Below are 25,199 nucleotides of genomic sequence, written 5' to 3' on the forward strand. Positions count from 1 at the left end.
AAGGAGAGCTGATGGCCTTGGAGTTTCAGAAATCACTGGATTTGCCCGGGCTGGAAAGCGCTCAGGAATTGGAGCATAGCCACAGGAGCCGGATTGCAGCGGAGCTGCAGGGGAAGCAAGCGCCGCTACACTCCCGCTCTGGGCTAGCCAGTGGCGGGAGTGGCTTGAGTCCTGGTGGTGTGTTGGCAGCACAGAGCGGCCCGGACCCTGGAGGTACGCCGCCAGAGGACGGCGCAAGTGACCTCGATGCTGCCAAGGTAATGAGCAGCGTCAAAGAGTTAGGCGGCACGCCGGCACCGCCCAGCCCCAAGGCCACTGGCATCGGTCAAGAACCCGCTGCCGCCAGCTCCCCGGCCCCGCTGCGCCGGGGCTACACCACCGGCGCCTGTGCTGCCGCAGCCGCCAAAGGCGCGGCGCTTCTGCTCATCACAGGCGAGTTTCCGCAGACTGTGGATATAGATCTGCCGGCAGGCTTCCGGCATACCTTCGGGCTGACCGGCTGGCAGCGCCACGGCGATGCATCGGCGGTCTGTGCAACGGTCAAGGATGCCGGGGATGACCCGGATGCCACACATCAGGCCAGGATTGAGGCGGCTGTAAGCTGGCGCGATGCTCCCGGTGTGGAGATTGACGGAGGCAAGGGTGTCGGGAGAGTCACCAAACCGGGACTGCCGGTGGCGGTTGGGGAAGCGGCGATTAATCCGGTTCCTCGGCGAATGATTCAGGAGGCTGTGTCCGAGGTGCTGGAGGAGCATGGCGCGTCCCGGGGGCTGCGGGTGGTCATCAGTGTGCCGGAAGGGGAAGCTATTGCGCTGAAGACACTGAATCCGCGGCTCGGCATTCTTGGCGGCATCTCTATTCTTGGCACGCGCGGCGTAGTGACGCCGTTCTCCACCGAGGCCTACAAAGCAAGCGTGGTGCAGGCGATTTCAGTCGCAGCAGCGATGGGGAACAAGCAGATTATTTTGACCACAGGCGGCAGCAGTGAGAAATATGCGCAGGCAATGTTCGCCGGGCTTCCGGAGGAAGCTTTTATCCAAATGGGCGAATATGTAGGCTTCTCGCTGGAGCATGCCAAGGCCTATGGAATCACCAAAGTCACGCTGGTAGGCATGGCGGGCAAGTACTCAAAGGTGGCGCAGGGGGCCATGCTGATCCACTCCAAAAATGCCTCGGTAGATTTCGGCTTTCTTGCCCGGATTGCAGCGGAGTCGGGGGCGGATGAGAGGCTGGTACAGGAGATTGCCGCCGCCAATACAGCCTCCCAGGTCGTGGATATGATGACGGAGGCCGGGAATGACGGCTTTTTTGAACAGTTGTGCGTGCATGCCTGCAGGCATTGTCTAGAGCATATAAATGGGGACATGACCGTGGAGATGGTCTTGATCACGATGAAGGGCCGAGTGCTGGGAAGGGCGGAGATCTGTGGCTGACATTATTTATATTATTGGCATCGGTGAGGATGGAGCCGGCGGGCTGACGCCGGACAGTCTGAGCAAGGTGCAGAGGAGCGAGGTGCTGCTCGGCGGGGAGAGGCAGCTGTCTTTTTTCAGTGGCTACCAAGGCGAGAAAATCGTTCTGAAGAACGGCCTCAAGGCTTTTGCCGACAAGCTGGAGGAAGTGTGGAGAGAGCGGCGGGCGGTGGTGCTGGCGTCAGGGGACCCGCTGTTTTTTGGCATTGCCGGCTATCTGGTCCGCCGGTTCGGGCCGGAGAATGTCGAAGTCATTCCGCATTACAGCAGCGTTCAGCTTGCTTTTGCGCGGCTGGGGGATAGCTGGCAGGATGCCGAGCTGATCAGTCTGCACGGGCGTCCTATCCGGGGGCTGGCGCAGCGGATGGACGGCAGGCACAAGATCGCACTGCTGACCGACGAAATCAATACACCGGCAGCAATTGGCGCTTATTTGCGGGAGTTCGAAATGACGGAATATGAGGCTTTTGTCTGCGAGCGGCTGGGCGGGAGCGGGGAGGTCTGCCGGTTCTGGGAGCTGGAGGAGCTGGAAAAAGGGACCTTTGCTCCGCTGAATGTGGTCATTCTGCGGCGGAAGCCGGGAAGCGGACCTGCCCGGAGGCGCGGTTTTGCTTACCCTGACGAAGTCTTCCACCAGCGGCGCCCGGAAAAGGGGCTGATCACGAAGCGCGAGGTGCGCGCTCTTGTCCTGTCGGAGCTGAATCTGGCCGAGGATGCAGTAGTCTGGGACATCGGCTCCGGCTCCGGTGCAGTAGCGGCGGAATGTGCGCGGATCGCCCGACTTGGCAAGGTGTACGCCCTGGAAAAAGGAGCGGACAATCTGGCCAACATGGAAGCGAACCGCCGGAAATTCCGCGCCGATTTCGAGATTATCCATGCCAAAGCCCCGCAGGGGCTGGAGCTGCTGCCGGACCCGGATGCGGTGTTCATCGGCGGCAGCGGCGGCGAGCTGGGGAGCATTATTGCCCACTGCGCACAGCGGCTTCAGCCGGAAGGGCGGATTGTTATCGGAGCGATAACCGTTGAGACGCTGTATGCCGGCATGGAGGCGCTGAAGCTCGCGGGAATGGCAACAGAGGTGACGCAGCTTCAGGCTTCACGCGGCAAGCCGATCCTCGGTATGACCCGGTTTGAGGGGCTGAACCCTGTCTACGTTATCAGCGGGCGTAGTACCCAGCCTGCTAATTGCATTTCCTGCAACTAAAAAGGTGCTTTTTGGACGCTATTGCCGATTAATTGTATTGCGTACACTTATAAAGACAGTATTTCCGCAAAAGAGAAGCTTCCGGCTTTTTTAAATGTACAGAATGCAACTATCGCTGCTATTTCGTTCAATCGCGTCCTTTTAGCTGCAGTAAATACATTTATTTTTTCTGCGAAAGCCAAGGGTCTCTGGATAATTTACATAATTGCAACATGAGGAGGGGAATAGGATTATGATGAAAATGACTGAAACCAGAGGCGCGCCAGGACTGCGGCAGCAGCGTGTAAATGAGCAGCCTGATGCTGGAAATTTGCCCGCCGAAGCGGCAATGCAGGCCGTAAATGTTCTGTATGATGCTGTTGACGAGAACACGTTCGCGGACAAAAAGCTGGCTCCCCTTGGGCTGGGAACCTTGTACGGTGTGGGTGTGGGTCCCGGCGATCCTGAGCTGATTACACTCAAAGCCTGCCGTTTGCTGCAGGAATGTCCGGTAATCGCTTATCCGGCAACCAAAAAAGGCGGGAAATCCTACGCCCAGGAAATTGTGGACATGCACGTCAATGCTGAAGAAAAAATCATGCTGGGGCTCGTATTCCCGATGACCAAAGATCCGGAACAACTGGCAAACGGCTGGAACCGTACGGAGGAGCTGTGCTGGAATGAGCTGAAGCAGGGCAGGGATGTTGCTTTTGTGACGGAGGGGGACCCGAATCTCTACAGCACCTTTATTCATCTGGCCCGGCTGATGCAGGAGCTGCATCCCGGTGTGCCGATTGTTTCGATACCGGGAATTTCGTCGGTGCTTGGCGCGGCTGCCGCGCTTGAACAGCCTTTGGCCGATGGCGACCAGCGGGTGGGGATTATCCCGGCTACGGAGGACCGCGAGGCGCTGAAAGAAGCGCTGCTCCAGCATGATACGGTGGTGTTTTTGAAGGTGGCCAAGGTGCTGGAGCTGGTGCTGGATGTGCTGGACGAGCTTGAGCTTGGCGGAAAAGCATCCGTCGTCACCAAGGTGACCTCCCCGTATGAGACCGTGTGGCGGGATGCGCGTGAGCTGCGCGGCAAAGAGCTGGAATATTTGAGCCTTATGGTGGTGAGCAAATGACGCAGACTACGATGCTGGAGGCAAAAGTATATATTGTGGGTGCAGGCCCCGGTGATCCCGAGCTGATTACGTTAAAAGGCAGCCGCATCCTGCGTTCGGCGGATGTTGTGCTCTATGCCGATTCGCTGGTCAGCACGGAGCTGATCGCCAGTGCGAAGCCGGGAGCCCAGGTGCTGCAAAGCTCGGGCATGGACCTGGAGCAGCAGGTGGAGCTAATGGTATCGGCAGTGCAGGCCGGCAAAAGCGTGGCCCGTGTCCACACAGGCGATCCGTCCATGTACGGCGCCATTCTGGAGCAGATGTCGCTGCTGAAGCTTTGCGGTGTCAGCTATGAGATCATCCCGGGCGTCAGCTCCGTGTTTGCTTCGGCGGCGGCGCTGGGGGCGGAGCTGACGGTCCCGGAGCTGACGCAGACGGTGATCCTGACCCGCGCCGAAGGACGGACGCCGGTGCCGGAGCGTGAGCAGCTGCGCCGCCTGGCGGAGCATCACTGCACTGTAGCGCTGTTCCTCAGCGCTTCACTGGCAGGGCACGTAGCGGAGGAATTCCTCGCCGCCGGATGGAGCCCGGACACGCCGATAGCTGTCGTGAAGCGGGCCACTTGGCCGGACCAGCAGATTCTGCGGACCACGGTGGCGAAGCTTGCGGATGATCTGCGCGAAGCGGGCATTACCATGCATGCGATGATCCTGGCCGGCTGGGCGCTGGACCCTGCTCTGGTAGACCGTGACCAACACCGCTCGAAGCTGTACGACAAGACATTCACTCACGGCTGCCGGGAAGGACTGGGCCCGAATGGCTAGCAGGTACGCAGCGGTCGCCATTACCAGAAACGGTATCCGGCTGGCGCTTACGCTGGGCGGGCGGCTGCCGGATACCGAGGTCTTTTGCTGCGCCAAGTACAGCGGAGAACTACAGGAGGCAGCAGGCACCCGGCATGTGTTCGAGGGGCCGGTCAAAGTGCTGCTGCCGGAGCTGTTCCGGCGCTACGAAGGCATCATTCTATTCTTCTCGCTGGGTGCGGCAGTAAGGCTGATTGCGCCTCTGCTCCGGGATAAAAGAACCGATCCCGCCGTCATCGTGATCGACGAGCGGGGAGAGCATGTCATCAGCTTGCTCTCCGGTCACCTGGGCGGTGCCAACCGCCTTACGCTGCAGATCGCAGAGCTGCTGGACAGCCGTCCCGTGATCACCACCGCCTCGGATGTGCAGGGCACCTTCGCGGTGGACCTGCTGGGCCGGGAATTCGGCTGGCGTGCGGACAGCTTCGCCCCGATGAAGACAGTCAGCGCCGCTGTGGTTAACGGGGAGGCGGTGGCCTTCCTGCAGGAGAGCGGCGAGCGCGGCTGGCTGCCGCCCGGAGCTAAACTGCCGGAGCATGTGCGGCTCTGCGGCAGCATGGCAGAGCTGCGGGAATTCCCGTTCAGCGCGGCGATTGTGGTCACTGACCGGCATCTGGCAGAGCCGGAGATGACTGCTTTGGGGGAACGGACGGTAGTCTATCATCCGCGCAGCTTAGTCCTTGGCATGGGCTGCAATCGCGGCACATCGCTGGAAGAATTGGAAGCTGTAGTGCTGGGCACTCTTGCGGAGCTGGGGCTTTCGCTATTAAGCGTCCGCAATCTCGCCACTGCCGCGATCAAGGGGGACGAAGATGGCCTACTGGCCTTATGCGGGAAGTATGGATGGGAGCTGGTCTTGTATTCACCGGAGCAGTTGAATACGGTAGCGCTGGAGCAGCCCTCGGATACAGTATTCAAAGCGACTGGAGCCTACGGTGTCTGCGAGCCTGCGGCTCTGTTGTCCTCTGGCGCGCGGGAGCTTGTGCTGAAGAAGAAAAAAAGCGGCAATGCGACAATCGCTGTAGCGAGGGTCAACTATGGCGGAGCGGAGGGAGTAACAAATGAATGAACTAAGCGGACAGCAGCAGCCATCAGCGCTCCGCCCCCGCTTCGTGGTCGCTGGTACAGGCAGCGGATCGGGCAAAACTACGGTAACGCTTGGCCTGCTGCGGGCCTTTGCCCGGCGCGGACTTACAGTGCAGGCCTTCAAATGCGGGCCGGATTATATTGATCCGGCCTATCATGCTGCCGTAACGGGTCGGCCCGCCCGCAATCTGGATTCCTGGATGACTTCGAGCAGCTATATGCTGGAGTATTTTTTGCGTTCCTCGGAGGAAGCCGATTTGTCGGTGATCGAGGGTGTTATGGGGCTATATGACGGCAAAGAAGCGACTTCGCTTACAGGATCAACGGCAGAGATAGCCATCCTTACAGGTAGTCCGGTGCTACTGGTGGTGGACGTGCGCAGCATGGGCCGCAGCGCGGCGGCGATTGTGCTGGGCTTTCAGCAATTGGAGCGGGAACTTTGCATCGCTGCGGTGATCGTGAACCGCTGCGGGAGCGCCAGCCATTACCGGATGGTCAAAGCCGCGATTGAAGCGGCCTGCGGCATTCCGGTCATCGGCTGGCTGGAACGGGATCACGGGCTGGATATCCCGGAACGGCATTTAGGGCTGCTGCCCGCCGTCGAACGAGGTGAGCTGGAGCCGTTATTCGACCGTGCCGCAGATTTGCTGGCAGAGGGCACGGACCTGGATGCGCTGCTGGAGCTTGCCGTGGCAGCGCCTGCCTTGCATTATCCAGCGCCGGCAATGCTGGGAGAGGAGCAGCAAGGCGCTGCCGCTCCTGCTTGCTGCCCGGTTGAGGTGGCAGGGGAAGAGCAGCATGCGGTACTACCAGCGATTGCCGAAGCAGCGCAGCCAGCTCTATCTGCGCCAGTGCCGGAGGAGGATCAGCCAGTCACTGCCACTCCCACTGGCTGCCCGGTGGAGGCAGCAAGGCCTGCGGTCCAGCCAACGCCCGCCGCAGCGCCCCTCCCGACACCGGCCTTCCCGGGAGACGGCTGCTCAGAAATGCGGTCCAATCCACCCTGGGATGTGATCTGTCCCCAGGCTCCGGCCCCTGCAAATGACCGGGCACCGGTCATTGCTGTTGCCCGTGATGCGGCGTTTAATTTCTATTACGCCGATAATTTGGAGCTGCTTGCCCGCGCCGGGGCGCAGCTTGCCCTGTTCAGCCCGCTCAGCGGCGAAGGTATTCCGCCGGATGCGGACGGCATCTACCTTGGCGGCGGCTTCCCGGAGGAATTCGCCGCCGGGATCGCCGCGAATTCGGCCTTCCTGCGCGGCCTCAGGGCAGCGGCAGCGGCTGGAATGCCGCTGTATGCGGAATGCGGCGGCTATATGGTGCTGGCCCGCAGCCTCAAGGACCGCGCCAGAGCAGTGCATGCGATGGCCGGGATTATCCCCGCCCATACCGTCATGCAGGAGCGGCGCGTGGCCTTGGGCTACCGCGAAGTTACAGCGCGGGAGAATTGCCTGCTGCTGAAGCAGGGAGAGAGCCTGCGCGGCCATGAATTTCACTACTCCTTGATGAGCTATGTTACCGGAGAGTCGTGGACCTATGCATATGATAGCAAAGGCAGAAGCGGCAGCCAGCCGGAGGGCTACTCCTGCGGGAATGTTATGGCTGCTTATGCGCACATTCATCTGGCTTCGCATTTTCCGGCGGCAGTCCGGCTGGTAGAAGCGTGCCGCAGCTACCGTGAGAGAAAGCAAGGTATTCTGCAGTAAGAATTCGCTTATGAAATGAACAACAACAGGGAAACTGTCAGCAAAATGAAGTGGAAAAAGGAAACCTAATTCATGAATTTTACTGAATTTTTGATGATTAAATGGAAAAAGTAGACTTATTCCTCTCCATTTCCATCCATTCAGTGATTGTAGAAGGAAATAAGTGGATTTTTTCCACTAACTAATCTCAGGGGGATTACACGACTTGGATTAGGTGTACTTTTTCCACTTCAGTTCGCTCCAGCCAAGGCCGATGCAAGATGTAGTGTAAAGGTTCGCTCCAACCAGGCCATGCACGCAGTAATACAAAGGCTCAGGCTATTCGGCCAAGACTTGCTGTAATTTATGGGTTCTTCGCAGAGTGCCTGAGCAGTTATTGGATTCAGCGAATTTCCTGCTCTTAATGTTGTTGCTTTTTTAGTATGTCAACCGCTTGTCATACAACGCTCAGGCACGTATAATAAGGGAAAGATAACGCTTTATTACACGAAGAGCCAATCTAAGGCTTGACGTTTATGGGGAAGGGAGACTGCTGCAGTGAAAGTTTTGGGAGCGATTGAAGCAGGGGGAACAAAGTTTGTATGCGGAATTGGAACTGAGGACGGTACGGTTATCGACCGGGTCAGCTTTCCAACGACAACACCTGAGGAAACGATGGGGCTTGTGCTGGACTATTTTACCGGCAAAAATGTGGAGGCCATCGGCATCGGCTCGTTCGGACCGATAGATCCGGTGATCGGCAGCCCGACCTACGGGTACATCACAACGACACCGAAACCTTATTGGGGGCAATATAATCTGGTGGGAACCGTAGCTGAACACTTTAATGTGCCCATCGGGTTTGATACGGATGTCAACGGTGCGGCGCTGGGAGAATACACATGGGGCGCGGCTCAAGGGCTGGATAGTTGTCTTTATATTACGGTCGGGACAGGGATCGGAGCCGGCGCGGTAGTCGGAGGCAAGCTGGTGCATGGCCTGTCCCATCCCGAAATGGGGCATGTTTTTGTGCGGCGCCACCCGGAGGATACCTATGAGGGCTTCTGCCCATATCATAAGGATTGCTTAGAGGGTCTGGCCGCAGGCCCGGCTATTGGTTACCGCTGGGGCAAGCCAGCCGGCGAACTGGCTGCAGATCATCCGGCCTGGGCGATGGAAGCCCATTATTTGGCCCATGCGCTGATGAATTACGTGCTCATTCTCTCGCCGCAGAAGATTGTAATGGGGGGCGGCGTGATGAAGCAGAGCCAGCTTTTCCCGGCTGTTCACGCCAAGCTTCAAGAGCTGCTGGGCGGCTATGTGCAGCATCCTGCGCTCAATGAAGCCATCGGGAGCTACATCGTTCCGCCGCAGCTTGGCGACAATGCCGGACTAGCCGGCGCACTTGGACTGGCAAAGCTGGCGCTGGGCCGGTAGTAATCTGTGTCTGGATAAAAAGAGATTGACTGTTTCTCAATATATGGTATTGTAAGCATTAACAGTATAGCATTCAAGAGGAAGCACCTCTTTCACGAATTCGTGGGAGAGGTGCTTTTTTTGTGCCAATATACGGATGTTTCACGCTGTACAGCACCTGGGCAGTTGGACCGCACGGGAAGCAGGAAACTCCGGTCAGCGCAAGGATCATGCATGCTGTAAGACAAGGAAGGTAGGGATTGGGATGCAGATTGTATTTATGAACCGATTGTCCAGAATATCCGGGGCGGACCAGGAGGTATTTGCCCAGCTATGGATTGGGGAAGATGAGGGCACTTGGCGTCTGGGCTGGCGCGATTTCTCCGGTACTGAGGAAAGGGGAGACAGCTTATGGTATGAAGGCAGCTCCTGGAATGAGTTACTATGCGTATACCGGCATGAGCTGGCTGTGAAGATGGGGGATGGCTACAGACCCCTGATTGATGGCGTATTTCATGAAGAAGAAGGCTCGTCCGGCAGCCGGAGCCAGGAGCAGCTTAAGCTGCAATATTACAGCGAGCACTTTGGCAATGAGACTGTCTATGACGAGCTGTGCGCCTGGCGGCGGGGCAAGGCATCCAGTGAGCGGAAAGCGCCTTACATCCTCGCCAGCAACCGTCTGCTGCGCATGCTTAGCGCCTTTCTTCCCCGCACGCCGGAGGAGCTGCTGCAAATTCCCGGTGTGGGTGAGGGCAAAGCCTCACAGTATGGCGGGGATTGGCTGAATATTACCTCCGCAGTTCACCGGGAGCATAACTATCCGCTGAACTGGGTGCATGTAGCCGTAGATGAGGACAGCTTTGTATCTTGGCAATATAAGCAGAAAGAAATTAAATACAAGAAGCAGCTTGAGCGTATGCGTCTGCGGAGAACGCTGCTGCAGGGAATTGAGGAGGGTCTGGGCATAGAGCAGCTTAAAGCGCTGAGCGGTATAAGCCGCCGTGAAGTGCTTGAGGGCGTAGAGGAACTGGAAAAAGACGGCTACTCCGTGGAGAAGCTAATTGCCTATGAGCTGGGTAATGTACCCCTCAGCGAGCAAGATAACATCTGGACGGCTTTTGAGCTTATGGGCGATACCTTCCTGAAGCCTGTACTTTACAAAGCCTATGGCGAAGCGTTCTCGCCCGCAGAAGGACTGGATATCTACTATGAGCGCCTGCGGTTAATCCGCATCCGTTACCGGCGGGAGCAGGCAATCCAGTTACAGATTGCGACGAATCTGTAGATAGCATTTTTAGGAAAAAACAGCACAATGCAGTATCATACCTGTATACACTCAAAAAAGGAGATGTCCCTATGATCGTAACGTTGACGGTTAATCCCAGCGTAGATGCCAGCACAAGTATTCAGCGAGTTGTCCCTGACAATAAGCTGCGCTGCCGGGAAGCCTCATATAAACCGGGAGGCGGGGGAGTAAATGTGTCGCGGGCGGTCCACAGATTAGGTGGCGAGTCCTTGGCTTTGTATGCATCGGGAGGACTGCATGGACAATTGCTGCATCATATGCTCGAACAGGAAGGCGTGAGCCATCAGGAGATTCCGATTTCGGGGCAGACCCGGGAGAATCTGATTGTCGTGGAGGAATCCACCGGACAGCAGTTCCGGTTCGACATGCCGGGGCCGAATTTTGCCCAGGGCGACTGGATGCAGTGTCTGGAGCAGTTGAAGTCGCTGAAAGTGACGCCAACTTATATTGTTGCCAGCGGCAGTCTGCCGCCGGGCTGTCCTGCGGATTTTTACGGTCAGGTGGTAGAAGCTGCTAAGCAGTGGAATGCCCGGGTCATTGTTGACACCTCGGGGGAAGCTCTGCAGTTGGCTGCTAATGCGGGGGTCTATCTGCTCAAGCCGAACGTGCGCGAGCTGGAAGAGCTGACCGGGCGTGCAATCTCCAGTGATGAGGAGGTACGGGCGGCTGCGCTGGAGCTGATTGAGCAAGGGCGGACTGAAGTGGTCGTTGTTTCCTTGGGCGGCAAAGGAGCGCTGCTCATTACCAAAGAAGGCTGTGAGCATCTGCAGGCCCCTGAAGTTTCTGTGCTGAGTGTGGTGGGAGCAGGTGACAGTCTGGTGGGCGGATTGGTCTACAGTCTGGAACGGGGGTGGCCGCTCCGTAGGGCGGTTCAGTTCGGCATCGCCTCTGGAGCGGCAGCAGTGATGAATCCGGAGCGGGAGCTGTGCAAACGCGAGGATACGGAACGATTGTTCGAGCGCATGGAGTAGCAGCATACCAAAAAGACGAAGGCTTCCTTACCTTGCGGTAACCCGGAGCCTTCGTCCTGCTTATTCGTACGTTTAAGTTCATAGCCAATCCTTCTTGCGGAAAATAACCAGCATTCCGCAGCCGAGCGTCACCATGACGCCGATTACTCCATAATAGCCGTATTTTGAATGTGTCTCAGGAATATTGTCAAAGTTCATACCGTAGATACCGGTAATGACGGTCAGCGGCATGAATATCGTGGTAATGGCCGTAAATACTCTCATGATTTCATTGGCGCGGTTGGCGATACTGGATTGATAAGCTTCGCGCAAGTTGCCCATGAGATCGCGGTACGTTTCGAATGTTTCAGAGATCTTGACCGCATTTTCATAAATATCGCTGAAATACTTCTGCAACTGGTCGTCGATCAGGCGAAGGTCTTTTTTGTTCAGCGTATTGATAACTTCCTTTTGCGGTCCGAGCATTTTCTTGAGCCAGAGAATTTCACTTCGCAGACCGATGATTTCGCTAAGATGCGTTTTCTTGGTGTGCATCAGGATATCCTCTTCCAGCTTCTCAATCCGCGCTTCGATCCGGTCGCCGACGGAGAAATAATTGTCTACGACAAGGTCGATCAGCAGATACAGGAAACGGTCAGGCTCGCTGACCTCCTGCTCCCACAGAATGGGCTTCAGGACACGCAGCTCATTGATCTTTTGCTTGGTGACGGTAATAATGAAATTTCTGCCCAAAAATACGTTGAGCGCACGTAGGAAAATTTCCTCATCGTCAAAACGGATGCTGTTCACCACAATAAAATAATGGCTTTCATAAATTTCAATCTTTGGACGCTGATCCTCTTCACTAAGGCAGTCCTCCACGGCCAGATCATGCAGATTGTACAAAGGCTGAAGCAGCTCCAGATCCTCTACATCCGCATCAATCCAATAAAATCCTTCCGCAGGGGCGGTCAAAGTTTCTTCAATGTCATCAACAGGCGTAAAAACCCCTGCGTTTACCAGCCGGATTTTCATCTGATCCCACTCCTTCTGTCCCTGATCTTCTTCAGGGATGTGCTAATTTAGGCACAGGGAAAAAATCAGCTTGGCCGGTGGTACGATCAATGGATAAGGCCAAATGACGGTTCGAGGGCATGAAGAAGAGACGCTCCCGCCGCCGGCAAGCTGATGTTAATCCTGTGTGGTTGTTCGTTCTGGACGTTCAACTGCGAACTCGGGTCGCCTTCCATTCCTCTCTCACCTCTTCTTTTCGTCATATAGGGTGTGAAACACTTGTCTAGTATAACGCCCGGGTTTGGGTCTTTCAAGCTAAATTCTCGGGGGTTTTAGAGACCCTTTAGCATTGTATGGACTTGACGAAAAGGAGGTTCATGATTTAAAGTGAATTTTAAGAAAAGCATTCAACGTTTGTGTGACTTTTTCTCAATTGAATACAGCTAAATCTTATCAAGAGCAGGTGGAGGGACTAGCCCGATGAAACCCGGCAACCGGCGTATTTACGCACGGTGCTAATTCTTGCGGAAGCTTTGCATGGATGGCCTTAGGCTGACCGGCACAAGTTCTCTGGCAGATGAGAGAGGCGCATATGACTGCAGATATATGACCTTTCTCCCCGGAGAAGGGTCTTTTTGATATCCACATGAACAGAAGGAGCGAAGACAACAATGCCAATTAAAATTCCCGACAGCTTGCCGGCCAAAGAGGTTTTGTCCGGAGAAAATATTTTTGTAATGGATGAAAGCCAGGCTTTCCACCAGGATATCCGTCCACTGCGGATTGCGATCCTGAATTTGATGCCGACCAAGGAAACGACGGAGACGCAGCTCCTGCGCCTGGTCGGGAATTCACCGCTTCAGGTGGATGTTGTGCTGCTGCATCCCAGCTCCCACACCTCCAAGAACACTTCGGCGGAGCATCTGAAGAGCTTTTATAAAACCTTTGATGAAATCAGCGACCGCCGCTTTGACGGACTGATCGTTACCGGCGCTCCTGTAGAGCAGTTGGAATTCGAGGATGTGAACTACTGGGAAGAGCTGAAAGAAATTTTTGAATGGAGCAAGCAAAATGTGACCTCGACCATGCATATCTGTTGGGCCGCTCAAGCCGGACTGTATCATCACTATGGTGTACGCAAGGTTGATCTGGACGAGAAATGCTTTGGTGTTTTTTCGCACACAGTGAACCAGGCTAACGTTAAGCTGCTGCGCGGTTTTGACGAGGTATTCCATGTTCCGCATTCCCGCCATACCGATGTCTCGCGTGAAGACATTCTTGCGAATCCCGAGCTGCAGATCCTTGCCGAATCGGAGGAAGCTGGAGTGTATCTGGTTTCGACACTTGACGGCAAGCAAATTTTTGTGACTGGACATTCCGAATATGATCCGTTCTCGTTAAAATGGGAGTATGACCGGGATATCGCCAAAGGAATGGACATTGCGATTCCGAAGCATTACTATCCTCAGGATGATCCGCAGCGTACACCGCCGGCTGTCTGGCGTGCCCATGCCAACTTATTATTCTCTAACTGGCTCAATTACTATGTATACCAGGAGACCCCTTACGATATAGACCAGGCCGATTATTTAGTATTCTAAATATAGAAGGAATTTTCGTGTACACACACTTAGGAGGCGACAGCAATGGATGAGAAATTGAGAATTGAGAGCAGACTAGCGCAGATTGGTTCACTGGAAGACCCGGCGACGGGTGCGATTAACTATCCGATATACAATGCGACGGCATTCCGTCACCCGAGGCTCGGACAGAGCACAGGCTTTGATTACATCCGCACGAAGAACCCTACCCGCTGGGTGCTGGAAGAGGCGGCTGCGGAGCTGGAGTCCGGGGATGCCGCTTTTGCCTGCAGTTCCGGGATGGCTGCGCTGACTACGGTATTCGCTTTGTTTGGACAAGGCGACCATCTGGTGGTGTCGCTGGATCTGTACGGCGGAACCTACCGTCTGCTGGAGCGGATTCTCTCCAAATACGGCATAAGCGCTTCCTATGTGGATACGAATGATCTGGACGGGCTGGAGGCTTCACGGCGTCCGAACACCAAGGCTGTATTTATCGAAACGCCGACCAATCCGCTCATGATGATTACGGATATCGCCGCAGTATGTACGTGGGCCAGCCGGCACGGGCTGCTCACGATTGTCGATAATACGCTGCTCACACCATTTTTCCAGCGGCCGCTGGAGCTGGGAGCGGATATTATCGTCCACAGCGCGACCAAATACTTGGGTGGCCATAACGATGTTCTCGCTGGCCTGATTGTAACCAAAGGCGCTGAGCTGTCGGCGGAAATGGCCATACTGCATAACTCGCTGGGCGCCGTGCTTGCGCCGAATGACAGCTATCAGCTGATGAAGGGCATGAAGACACTGGCGCTGCGCATGGAGCGCCATGAGAGCAATGCGCTGGCGCTGGCCCATTATCTGCTGGGGCATCCGGCGATTGCGGAGGTGTTCCATCCCGGACTGCCGGACCACCCAGGTTATGAGATCCAGAACCGCCAATCCTCGGGCAACACCGGAATCTTCTCCTTTAAGGTAAAAGATGCCCGGTACGTCGAGCCGCTGCTTCGTCATATCCGGCTGATCGCTTTCGCCGAAAGCCTGGGCGGCGTGGAGTCCCTCATGACCTACCCCGCAGTGCAGACCCATGCCGATATTCCGGTAGAGATCCGCGATGCGGTTGGCGTGGACGACCGCCTGCTGCGCTTCTCCGTCGGCATCGAGCATGCGGATGATCTGATCGCAGATCTCGCCCAGGCGCTGGAAGCCGCACGGCTTGAGCTGGAAGCATAGTAATCGGCCAGGCATGGCCGGAAAATAAGCAGATTCGGCAGCAGCGCCATCCCGTGCGCTGCTGTTTTATTTTAAAATTAGGATTTTTCAAGCTGCCCTGATTGTGATACGATGAAGAAACGAGCTTATATATTTGTTTTAGATTTCACGCTGAAATAGATGCCGCCTTCAAGACGGTGAAGCCATGTTAAATTACCCTATTTTCTGGGCTTAAAAAGGAGGCCGCGAATGATGAGTGCTATAGATCTTATTCTGGATAAGACACTTAAAGGCGAACGTCTCGGGTTGGAGGACACAATCCGGTTGTTCGAAAGCAACGAAATTGAGAAAATGGGCGCTGCCGCTGATATTATTATGAAACGCTGGCACCCGGACCCGATGGCTACCTTCGTCATTGGACGCAATATTAACTATACCAATGTATGTGATGTGTACTGCCGGTTCTGTGCCTTCTACCGCAGACCTGGTTCTGAAGAAGGTTATGTTCTTCCCGATGAAGCAATATATCAGAAAATCGCCGAGACCATTGCCGTGAACGGTACCGAGATTCTGATGCAGGGCGGAACCAATCCGAATCTGCCATTTAGCTATTATACGGATTTGCTGCGAGGCATTAAGCAGCGTTTCCCGGAGATTACAATGCATTCCTTCTCTCCTGCGGAGATTATGAAGATGGTGGAGGTATCCGGCCTGCCGCTGGAACAGGTTGTCCGTGAGATCCACGCCGCAGGACTCGATTCCCTTCCGGGCGGCGGCGCCGAGATTCTGGATGACCGGACCCGCCGCAAGATCAGCCGTCTCAAAGGCTCCTGGCGGCAGTGGATGGATGTCATGCAGACCGCACACAAAATCGGCATGAATACGACAGCAACAATGGTAATTGGCCTTGGAGAGAGCATGGAGGAGCGGGCGCTTCATTTGCTGCGGGTCCGTGAAGCCCAGGATGAATGCATTGCGAACAAGTATGACTCCGAAGGCTTCCTGGCATTTATCTCCTGGACCTTCCAGCCGGATAATACGAACCTGAAGCTGGACAGACAGACACCGGAAGAGTACCTAAAGACCGTAGCAATCAGCCGGCTGGTGCTGGACAACATCAAGAACTTCCAATCCTCCTGGGTAACAATGGGGCCTGAGGTCGGGAAGCTGTCCCTGCAATACGGGTGCAACGACTTTGGCAGCACAATGATTGAAGAGAATGTAGTATCGTCTGCGGGAGCAACCCATAAGGTCAACATCGAGCAGATTCTCCAGCTCATCCGCGAAGCAGGCAAAATCCCGGCGCAGCGCAACACGCGCTACGACATCCTGCGGGTGTTCGATGATGCGAACGCGAAGATTGACAATGATTTTGTGATGCAGAACTAATCTGAGAGTTACACTATTTATTCATAACGTTATGTGTAACATTTTTTTGCGGCGTCCATCCTTGAATGATTTCTCTATGAAAATCGTCAGGGGCGGGCGTTTTTTGTTTTTTGTAAAACTATATAGGGCGATTTAACCAAATTTGTGGGGGGAAATATGATATTTTACACAACTATTTATTAGATTTAATGGTTTCTGCTAGATTACTAATTTTGGGTATGATACAATTTTGCGGTCAGCATTAAGAAATATATGGGGAGGAATATCTAACTTATGGCAGAAAGAAGTTGGAACAAGCCGATAGCTTCAATATTGGCGACCACAGTCCTGGCAGCACAAGTGTTAGGCGGAGTTTTTGCAGGACCGATTCTGGGGGCGGACAAGGCAGCGGCGGCTGGCGCTGAAACAGTTGCTTCTGGAACGGTTAATCTGCGTCTGATGAGCACCACAGATGTTCACACTAACGTGTATGGCTGGGACTACTTCAAAAATGCGGTTTCCACTAAAGTAGGTCTGGATCGCACGTCTACTCTGGTGAAGAAGGCCAGAGAAGAAAACCCGAATAATCTTCTGCTTGATAACGGGGACTTGATCCAAGGAACTCCGCTGGGTACGTACATGGCCAAGGAATCGGATCTTATGACGAATGATAAGCAGATTCATCCTCTTATCGCCGCCATGAACGTAATGAAGTATGACGCTGCGACTTTTGGCAATCATGAATTCAACTATGGATTGGATTATTTGAACCGCACGATTAACGGAAGCGCAACTGATAAAACAGATACGGATGCGGATTTTCCTTATGTGAATGCGAATATTTACATTGACGATCATGATGGCAATCCTGATAACGATGTCAATAAATTCAAGCCTTATGAAATCATTAATAAAGAAGTTACCGACAGCAACAACAACAAGGTGACGATTAAAGTCGGCATTCTTGGTCTGGTCACTCCACAAATCATGGATTGGGATAAGGTGAACCTTGAAGGAAAGGTTATTGCCAAGGACATCGCTGAAACTGCAGCAAAATTTGTTCCAATTATGAAGAACCAGGAGCATGCTGATGTTATCATCGCTATGGCCCACACCGGTTTTGACGCATCTGCGGTTGCAGGAACCAAAGCGGAAAATGCAATTAACCTTCTGAGTAAGGTAGATGGCATTGACGCCATCACTTTCTCTCATACGCATAAGGTATTCCCGACTAACGGAGTCGACAAGGATCTGGATTCCTCGTTTAAAGATCCGGCTACCAAGCTGCCTTATAATACAGATGCTGCGAAGGTTGACAATGTGAACGGCCGTATCAATGATACCCCGGCTGTTCAAGCTGGCTATGGCGGCGGTTATTTGGGCTTGATTGACCTTAAAATTGTGAATGATGGAAGCGGCTGGAAGGTGCTTAAAAACGAATCCAAAGCCTCGACGCGTTCCATTACCGGTGAAGCTGTTGATACTGCTATTGACGCGGTGGCCGGACCTGAGCATGAAGCAACAATTAAGTATGTCAATCAACCGCTCGGCACAACCAAAGCGCCAATGAACAGCTTCTTTGCTATGGTGCAGGACGATCCAACTGTTCAGATCGTAACTTATGCCCAACAGCGGTATGTTTCAAACTTGATCAACACCGATTCGGCTTATACAGATTATAGAAACTTGCCAATTCTCAGCGTAGGTGCGCCTTTCAAAGCCGGACGCAATGGCCCGGACGAATATACTGAGATTAAAGCTGGAGACTTGACGATTGCCAGCGCAAGTGATTTGTACCTATATGACAACACGCTGAAAGCTATTATTGTTCCAGGCTCGACTGTGAAAGAATGGGTAGAGATGAGTGCAGGTGCGTTCAATCGCATCAAGCCGGCAATCTCCACACCGCAGCCTCTTTTGAACCCGGATTTCCAAGTATTTAACTTTGATGTCATTGATGGTATCAAATACACCATTGACGTGACCAAAAATGCGAAGTACAAGGTGGACGGCAGCATTAATGATGCTTCTTCCAGTCGCGTAACTTCCATTACTTATGATAACAAACCTTTGGATCTCAATCAGGACTTCATCGTTGTTACCAATAACTACCGTGCAAGCGGCGGCGGAAACTTCCCGGATGTTAAAAAAGGGAAGATGATTATTGACTCCCAAATGGAAAATCGCCAGGTTCTGATGGATTACATCAGTGAAGCTGGAACGGTTGATCCGACGGCGGACAACAACTGGTCGCTCGCTCCAATCAAAGGGAACGTCAATGTAACCTTCCCATCCTCGCCTAACGCGAAGAATTACCTGCCGGCAGACGGAAAGATTACAGATACTGGAACGACGAATGCTAAGAATTTCGAGATTTACAATTATAAGATCAAAGAAACTCCACAAACTCCAACCGGAGATGTTGAAGTTCACCTGCTCGGAATCAATGACTTCCACGGTCAGTTGGATACGACATCCTTTGTGGGCAGCGATGCTGTAGGTACCGCAGCGATTCTCGCTACTTATCTGAAAGATACCCGTGCGAAATATGCGAATACTTTGCTGTTCCATAACGGTGACTCTGTAGGTGCATCCGCGCCGGTGTCCTCACTTGAACGTGATGAGCCGACGTTGGAATGGATGAACCTGATGAAATTTGATGTGGGAACCCTTGGAAACCATGAGTTTGACCAAGGTGTTGAAGCTATGAAAACACAAATTTTTGGCGGTAAAGATCCTAAGACCGTCAAGGGCAACACCATCGTTCATAAAGGCGCAGATTTTGACTACATCAATGCAAACGCGGTAGACGAGACTACCGGAGCACCTATTATTAATCCTTATGTCATTAAAGAAATTGGCGGCGTAAAAATTGGATTTATCGGAGTTGTTACCAAAGCTACTCCAAGCAAGGTATCTCCAGAAGGCACAAAAGGAGTCAAATTCCTGAGTGCGAGCGAAGAGGTTCAGGCTATTGAGAAATATGCAGCCGAGCTTCAGAAACAAGGCGTGAAGACCATCGTCGTTCTCGCCCATGATCCGGCAACAACCAAAAATCAAGGCACCAAAGATGAAACAAATACAGGTGAAGCTGTTGATTTGGCTAACGCGCTTCCTGCAGATTCACCAGTTGACGTGGTAGTGGCAGGGGACAACCACGGATATGCCAACGCCACTGTGAACAACAAACTGATTGTTCAGGCTTACTCCTACGGTACTGCCTTTGAAGACATCAAGCTGATCATTGATTCTTCAACAGGCGAAGTGAAGAGCAAGTCGGCTACTGTAACCAGCACAATTCAGAAAGGAATTACGCCAGATGCAGAAACAGTGGCTTTGGTTAACAGTTATCTGAAAAAACATCCAGAGCTGACTCAGCCAGTAGGTACTACAGACGGCACAGTTACCCGCACAGATGCTTACAACAATGAAGCTGCTCTGGGCAACCTGATTGCCGATGCTATGCGTAAAGCTGACTTTGGTGATGGCAAAGGCGCTGCTGATTTCGCCTTTATGAATCCGGGTGGTATCCGCGCCGATCTTCCAAAAGGCAATGTGTCCTTCGGTGACTTGGCCAAGATCCAGCCATTTGGCAACACGCTTGTGAAGCTTACTCTTACAGGTGAACAAATTAAGAAACTGCTGCAGCAGCAATGGGCAATCAAAGCTGATGGAACTCCTGATACAAAGACACTGCAAATTTCCGGCCTGAAATATACGGCTAATATGTATTTGCCGGTTGCTAATCGTGTCGCTAATCTTACCAAGACAGACGGAACACCAATCAGCATGACTCAAAGCTATACTGCAGTAGTTAACAACTTCATGGCTGCAGGCGGCGACAACTATAAAGTACTGACTGAAGCCAGTCAATCCCTGGCTGGTCCGATCGACCTGGATGTCTTCTATGATTACATTGTGAACACTTTCAAGGGCGGTCAAATTACGGCGAAGCTTGAAGGTCGGATTGTCAACAATCTGACAGCTCCGTCATCCGGCTCAGGAGGAGGAACTGTGGCAACACCAACACCTACTCCTACGGCTACACCAGCTGCATCAGCAACACCTGCACCAAGTGTAAAACCAACTGCTACGCCTGCTCCAACTGCAGCGAACTTTAAGGACCTTGGTAAAGTGGCGTGGGCACAAGAGGCTATTAGCTCCTTGGCAGCCAAAGGTATTGTGAAGGGTCTGGACGGCAACAACTTCGCACCTAACAAAACAGTAACCCGTGCGGAATTCATCACGATGCTGGTTCGTTCTCTGAATCTTAGTGCTACAGGAACACCTGCAACATTCAGTGATGTGAAGCAAGGTGCATGGTACTCCGATGCTATTTCGGCTGGTGTGAAAGCCGGTCTGATCAAGGGTTCCGGCAACGGCAAGTTTGAACCAGGCCGTGAAGTGACCCGTGAAGAAATGGCAATCATGATTTACGCTGCAATTAAGGATCAACTGCAGCCAATTGATACTACTGCCGCTCTGGCAGGCTTTGGAGACAAAGCCAAGATTGCTTCTTATGCTCAAGAAGCTGTAGGTCAACTGACTAAGCTCGGAATTGTCAACGGTGTAGCTGGCGAGAAATTCGCGCCGAAGAGCGATGCTACCCGTGCTCAAGCCGCAGTAATCATTTACCGTATGCTTCAAAACAAAGCTTCCTAATGCTTGAACGCTAAGGAAGATTAACACAAAAAGGTGTTTCGCTTTCATCTCCGGATGAGAGCGGAACACCTTTTTTCCATTCCGATATTTTACGATTGTTTCCCGTTAAGCGTCCTTAACAGCAGCTTCCCATTTGCAGCGGATAGGTGAGACAATCGCATTTTCCTTCTTCAGCTCAGTGAAGGCTTTGTCGATAGCTTTGCGTTCCAGGCCGGAGAGCTTTTCCACTTCACCTGCGCTGAGCGGGGTTGCTGAAGCTTTGATAATATCCAATACTTGTTCTTTAACACTCATGTGTTTCACTTCCTTTTTAGAATAAATAGTGTAGGTACGACTTTTGACAGATTCATAGTATTAAAAAAACAGAGAAAATGCTGTGATTTTTTAGTTTACAGTCATATCCAAAAGTGATATCATAGTCATATCAAATAAATATCTTTATGGAGGCGTTCTTTATGAAAGAGAAAATATTGCGTCCGGTCAGCGGCTTCTGGGTTATCGCTTTGATTGCTGTCTGCATCGCGGGTGGAATTTATGGCGCAGCTAATGAATATGTCGCAGTGCCTGTTATCCTGTTCGTTATAGCGGCTGCGCTTTGCACAAGTATTACAGTGGTGCAGCCGAATAAATCGGTTGTGGTGACCTTTTTTGGAAAATATGTCGGTACGATTGCTAACAGCGGCCTGTTTGCAGTCATCCCGTTCAGCATTCGTAAGACAGTGTCGCTGCGGGTACGTAACTTCAACAGTGTCAAGCTTAAGGTGAATGATGTGGAAGGGAACCCGATTGAGATTGCCGCAGTCATTGTATTCAAGGTCATCAACTCGGCGAAGGCTTTATTTGATGTCGATAAATACATGGCCTTCGTGGAAATTCAGAGTGAGACGGCGCTGCGCCATGTGGCAAGCAAATATCCGTACGACAACTTTAGCGAATCCGGCATGTCCCTGCGGGCCAATGCGGATGAGATTGCTAAGGAGCTGGCTGTCGAATTGCAGGAACGCCTCTCGATATCCGGCGTGGAGGTTATTGAAGCCAGACTGACACATCTTGCTTATTCAACGGAAATTGCCAGCACCATGCTGCAGCGCCAGCAGGCTTCAGCCATTCTATCCGCACGGCAGATTATTGTGGAAGGAGCTGTCGGCATGGTCGATATGGCAATCCGTCAGCTTAAAGAGAACGGAGTAGTGGAGCTTGACGAAGAACGCAAAGCAGCGATGATCAACAATCTGATGGTGGCGATTGTGTCGGAGCGCGGAGCGAGTCCGGTGATTAACGCCGGCTCGTTGTACTAAAGGCGGTTCATTATGGCGGCCAAGAAGAGCTTTCCGCTGCGGATCGACCCCGAACTGCACGAAGCGCTGGAACGATGGGCGGGAGAAGAATTTCGCAGCGTGAACGGGCATATCGAGTACCTGCTGCGTGAGTCTTTGAAACGCGCAGGCCGCTTGCCTGAACGGAAACGCCGGGAAGAATAATGCTAAGGGCAGAGGGGCTTCTGCCCCGAGTGCATTATACCGGTGGTGGTTATGCGGGTAGCATGTCGAGGCTATATAAGTTGAACTAAAGAAAATATAAAAAGGGCAGAAGTGACGGAGGGGGAGTTTGGATACTTACGGAGCGAACGCGTCCGCCTGAGAGCTTTCCGTAGGAAAGCTGGCCGTATGATTAGGCTGTCTGCGGATTTCAACCGTGAACAACGGTATAAATTGAAGAAATCTGCAGGCGGGCAGCGGCCGGAAGTCCAAACATTCCCCGCAGTTACGACCAGACCCCAATATGAAAATCTATAGTTCAATTTATATAGTCAGTTCTACACCAAATATTGAGAACTTTAGGCTGTGTCTGACTTGACGGAAGGCCTGAGACAGATTTATAATTACACAAGATTCACGCTATCAGCTTTGACAAAGATATGGATTGTGACTTCAGGACTGTTTCAGAGAGAGGGAACCTCAGGCTGCAATTTCCTCCGGTACCGGTTATCAATCTACCCCTTTGTAGCTGCGGTTATGAACTCCTGCAGGCTGCTTTGATTACAGGCAACTTGCCCGGATAGTAAGAACCGCCGGTTCATGGCCGTTATTCCCATGCTGACGAAGGATTCCGGTAAGACTCTGGAATCGAATTTGGGTGGAACCACGGGTGCAATCACTCGTCCCTTCGCGGGACGGGTGTTTTTTGTGTGCGTGAACATTTCCGTTCCGTAATATAACTCAGATAACTTTTAGCTTATGCTCACAAAACTTTTAGGAGGAATAACAATGTCAGTAAATATCAAACTGCCGGACGGTTCGGTCCGGGAATATGCCGATGGCAGCAGCATTGATGATGTAGCGGCTTCGATTAGCAGCGGACTGCGCAAAAATGCCGCAGCAGGCAAGCTCAACGGAATCGTTGTCGATTTGTCCACACCGCTGGAGGAAGGTGCGCTGGTTGAGATCGTTACCCTGGATTCACCGGAAGGTCTCGAAGTGATGCGCCACAGTACTGCCCATCTGATGGCCCAGGCGGTAAGACGCCTGTTCGGAACCAAGGAGGTTAAGCTTGGCGTAGGTCCGGTGATCGAGGATGGATTCTACTATGACATGGATCTGGACCATCCGCTGAATCCCGAGGACCTGCTGAAGATTGAGAAGGAAATGGAGCGTATCGTTTCGGAGAATCTGCCGATTGTGCGCAAAGAGGTTAGCCGCAAGGAAGCGCTGGACAGATTTGGTGAGCTGGGCGATCCTTACAAGCTGGAGCTGATCGAGGCGCTGCCTGAAGATAGTATCATTACGATTTATGAGCAGGGCGAATTTTTCGATCTTTGCCGCGGCCCGCATGTGCCATCCACAGCGAAAATCAAAGTATTCAAGCTGATGAACGTGGCCGGAGCTTACTGGCGAGGCGACAGCAAGAACAAGATGCTTCAGCGCGTATACGGCACAGCCTGGATCAAAAAAGATCAGCTTACGGAGCATTTGCGCCTGCTGGAGGAAGCGAAGAAACGCGACCACCGGAAGCTGGGCAAAGAGCTGGAGATTTTCACTTTTAATCAGCTCGTAGGACAAGGGCTGCCGATCTGGCTGCCAAAAGGCGCGAAGCTGCGCAGCATCCTGGAGCGGTACATTGTGGATCTGGAAGCAAGCCTTGGTTACCAGCATGTGTACACTCCGGTGCTAGGTAATGTAGAGCTGTACAAAACCTCCGGGCACTGGGAGCATTACCAGGAAGATATGTTCCCTAAGATGTCGATTGACAATGAGGAATTCGTGCTTCGTCCGATGAACTGCCCGCATCACATGATGATTTATAAAAGCTCAATGCACAGCTACCGCGATCTACCGATCCGCATTGCCGAGCTGGGTATTCAGCACAGATATGAAATGTCCGGGGCGCTGACTGGCCTGCACCGTGTACGTTCGATGACGCTGAATGACTCCCATATCTTCTGCCGTCTCGATCAGATCAAAAGCGAATTTACCCGTGTGCTTGAGCTGATCAAGCAGGTATACAGCGATTTCGGGATTGACGATTACCGTTTCCGCCTCTCGTACCGCGATCCTAAGGATACTGAGAAGTACTATCCGAACGATGAAATGTGGGAAACTGCACAGCGGATGCTGCGCGAGGTAGTGGAAGAAGCCGGTCTGCCGTTCTATGAAGCGGAAGGCGAAGCGGCATTCTACGGTCCGAAGCTGGACGTGCAGATCAAAACCGTGCTTGGCAAAGAAGAAACGTTGTCCACTGTACAAATCGACTTCCTGCTCCCTGAGCGTTTCGAGCTGGAGTATGTCGGCGACGATGGTCAAAAGCACCGTCCGGTCGTGCTGCACCGCGGCATCCTCGGCACGATGGAGCGTTTTGTAGCCTTCCTGCTGGAGAACTTTGCCGGCTCGCTGCCGCTGTGGTTGTCTCCGCAGCAAGTGAAGATTATTCCTGTCTCTTCGGCCTTTGATGATTACGCCAAGGATGTGGCTGCGAAGCTGCTCGTAAGCGGCATCCGGGCGGAAGTGGATCTGCGCAACGAGAAAATGGGCTACAAAATCCGTGAAGCGCAGCTTGAGAAGCTTCCATATATGTTCGTTGTCGGTGAGAATGAAATGAATGCCGGAAGCGTCTCGATCCGCAAACGCGGAGAAGGCGATATCGGTGTCAAGCCTTTGCAGGAAGTTATTGCTACACTGGTTCAGGAGATTGCCGAACGTGTAATCTAACAGGACCGCTGCTGTAGCTTCTATAACACTGTACGGATTGCCTATCAACCTCTGTCATATGCCACGTGGAGCCGTTCGATTGCAGCTTC

18 protein-coding genes and 1 riboswitch are annotated in these 25,199 nt (G+C 53.0%); of the genes, 16 read left to right on the forward strand and 2 right to left on the reverse strand.

Annotated features, from left to right (window positions below):
- The first annotated feature begins 260 nt into the window (after positions 1-260).
- The 9 genes from AC0LWN_RS24940 (at position 261) to AC0LWN_RS24980 (ending at position 11,087) form a co-directional block, all read left to right on the forward strand.
- Positions 261-1,433, forward strand: coding sequence for a cobalt-precorrin-5B (C(1))-methyltransferase (locus AC0LWN_RS24940; RefSeq protein WP_474670189.1), 1,173 nt, complete (start codon positions 261-263; stop codon positions 1,431-1,433).
- The gene (gene cbiE, locus AC0LWN_RS24945) at positions 1,426-2,676 is read left to right on the forward strand and encodes a precorrin-6y C5,15-methyltransferase (decarboxylating) subunit CbiE (protein WP_474670142.1); all 1,251 of its coding nucleotides are present in this window, start codon (positions 1,426-1,428) and stop codon (positions 2,674-2,676) included. The genes AC0LWN_RS24940 and cbiE overlap by 8 nt, the downstream gene beginning before the upstream one ends.
- Before the next feature lie 229 nt (positions 2,677-2,905).
- The gene (gene cobI / locus AC0LWN_RS24950) at positions 2,906-3,781 is read left to right on the forward strand and encodes a precorrin-2 C(20)-methyltransferase (RefSeq protein WP_474670191.1); all 876 of its coding nucleotides are present in this window, start codon (positions 2,906-2,908) and stop codon (positions 3,779-3,781) included.
- Positions 3,778-4,584: a precorrin-4 C(11)-methyltransferase gene (gene cobM / locus AC0LWN_RS24955; RefSeq protein WP_474670144.1), complete on the forward strand. Its 807-nt coding sequence runs from the start codon at positions 3,778-3,780 to the stop codon at positions 4,582-4,584. Before cobI ends, cobM begins: the two co-directional genes overlap by 4 nt.
- Positions 4,577-5,692, forward strand: coding sequence for a cobalt-precorrin 5A hydrolase (locus tag AC0LWN_RS24960; protein WP_474670146.1), 1,116 nt, complete (start codon positions 4,577-4,579; stop codon positions 5,690-5,692). Before cobM ends, AC0LWN_RS24960 begins: the two co-directional genes overlap by 8 nt.
- The gene (locus tag AC0LWN_RS24965) at positions 5,685-7,415 is read left to right on the forward strand and encodes a cobyrinic acid a,c-diamide synthase CobB (protein ID WP_474670148.1); all 1,731 of its coding nucleotides are present in this window, start codon (positions 5,685-5,687) and stop codon (positions 7,413-7,415) included. The genes AC0LWN_RS24960 and AC0LWN_RS24965 overlap by 8 nt, the downstream gene beginning before the upstream one ends.
- Positions 7,416-7,952: 537 nt before the next feature.
- A complete protein-coding gene (locus AC0LWN_RS24970; protein ID WP_474670150.1) occupies positions 7,953-8,831 on the forward strand; it encodes an ROK family protein in 879 nt (292 codons plus the stop codon).
- A 244-nt stretch (positions 8,832-9,075) separates the two neighbouring features.
- A complete protein-coding gene (locus AC0LWN_RS24975) occupies positions 9,076-10,095 on the forward strand; it encodes an HRDC domain-containing protein (RefSeq protein WP_474670152.1) in 1,020 nt (339 codons plus the stop codon).
- A gap of 71 nt (positions 10,096-10,166) precedes the next feature.
- Positions 10,167-11,087 (forward strand): 1-phosphofructokinase family hexose kinase, encoded by a 921-nt coding sequence (locus tag AC0LWN_RS24980; protein ID WP_474670154.1) that lies wholly within the window; start codon positions 10,167-10,169, stop codon positions 11,085-11,087.
- Between the two features lie 78 nt (positions 11,088-11,165).
- Here the strand turns inward: AC0LWN_RS24980 and corA are convergent, their stop codons facing one another.
- Positions 11,166-12,101, reverse strand: a complete 936-nt coding sequence (gene corA, locus AC0LWN_RS24985) for a magnesium/cobalt transporter CorA (RefSeq protein WP_458964871.1) — start codon at positions 12,099-12,101, stop codon at positions 11,166-11,168.
- Between the two features lie 426 nt (positions 12,102-12,527).
- Positions 12,528-12,664: riboswitch (SAM riboswitch) on the forward strand.
- An 87-nt stretch (positions 12,665-12,751) separates the two neighbouring features.
- Here corA and metA point away from each other — a divergent pair.
- The 4 genes from metA (at position 12,752) to AC0LWN_RS25005 (ending at position 20,905) form a co-directional block, all read left to right on the forward strand.
- Complete coding sequence (gene metA / locus AC0LWN_RS24990; protein WP_474670156.1) at positions 12,752-13,681, forward strand: homoserine O-acetyltransferase MetA; 930 nt, start codon at positions 12,752-12,754, stop codon at positions 13,679-13,681.
- A gap of 45 nt (positions 13,682-13,726) precedes the next feature.
- Complete coding sequence (locus AC0LWN_RS24995; protein ID WP_474670158.1) at positions 13,727-14,896, forward strand: aminotransferase class I/II-fold pyridoxal phosphate-dependent enzyme; 1,170 nt, start codon at positions 13,727-13,729, stop codon at positions 14,894-14,896.
- A gap of 231 nt (positions 14,897-15,127) precedes the next feature.
- Complete coding sequence (gene mqnC, locus AC0LWN_RS25000) at positions 15,128-16,264, forward strand: cyclic dehypoxanthinyl futalosine synthase (RefSeq protein ID WP_474670193.1); 1,137 nt, start codon at positions 15,128-15,130, stop codon at positions 16,262-16,264.
- Positions 16,265-16,537: 273 nt separating this feature from the next.
- The gene (locus tag AC0LWN_RS25005) at positions 16,538-20,905 is read left to right on the forward strand and encodes a bifunctional 2',3'-cyclic-nucleotide 2'-phosphodiesterase/3'-nucleotidase (RefSeq protein ID WP_474670160.1); all 4,368 of its coding nucleotides are present in this window, start codon (positions 16,538-16,540) and stop codon (positions 20,903-20,905) included.
- Positions 20,906-21,010: 105 nt separating this feature from the next.
- Here the strand turns inward: AC0LWN_RS25005 and AC0LWN_RS25010 are convergent, their stop codons facing one another.
- Positions 21,011-21,199 carry a hypothetical protein gene (locus AC0LWN_RS25010; RefSeq protein WP_019912286.1) on the reverse strand — a complete coding sequence of 63 codons (189 nt, stop codon included), beginning with the start codon at positions 21,197-21,199 and terminating at the stop codon, positions 21,011-21,013.
- Positions 21,200-21,360: 161 nt separating this feature from the next.
- Between AC0LWN_RS25010 and AC0LWN_RS25015 the strand changes: the two genes are divergently transcribed.
- The 3 genes from AC0LWN_RS25015 (at position 21,361) to thrS (ending at position 25,110) form a co-directional block, all read left to right on the forward strand.
- Entirely contained in the window at positions 21,361-22,203 is an 843-nt protein-coding gene (locus tag AC0LWN_RS25015) for an SPFH domain-containing protein (protein WP_474670162.1), read from the forward strand.
- A 12-nt stretch (positions 22,204-22,215) separates the two neighbouring features.
- Positions 22,216-22,386 (forward strand): type II toxin-antitoxin system antitoxin, encoded by a 171-nt coding sequence (locus tag AC0LWN_RS25020; RefSeq protein ID WP_019912284.1) that lies wholly within the window; start codon positions 22,216-22,218, stop codon positions 22,384-22,386.
- A 786-nt stretch (positions 22,387-23,172) separates the two neighbouring features.
- The gene (gene thrS / locus AC0LWN_RS25025) at positions 23,173-25,110 is read left to right on the forward strand and encodes a threonine--tRNA ligase (RefSeq protein ID WP_474670165.1); all 1,938 of its coding nucleotides are present in this window, start codon (positions 23,173-23,175) and stop codon (positions 25,108-25,110) included.
- The last annotated feature ends 89 nt before the right edge of the window (positions 25,111-25,199 follow it).

This window comes from Paenibacillus sp. sgz302115 (assembly GCF_056120445.1).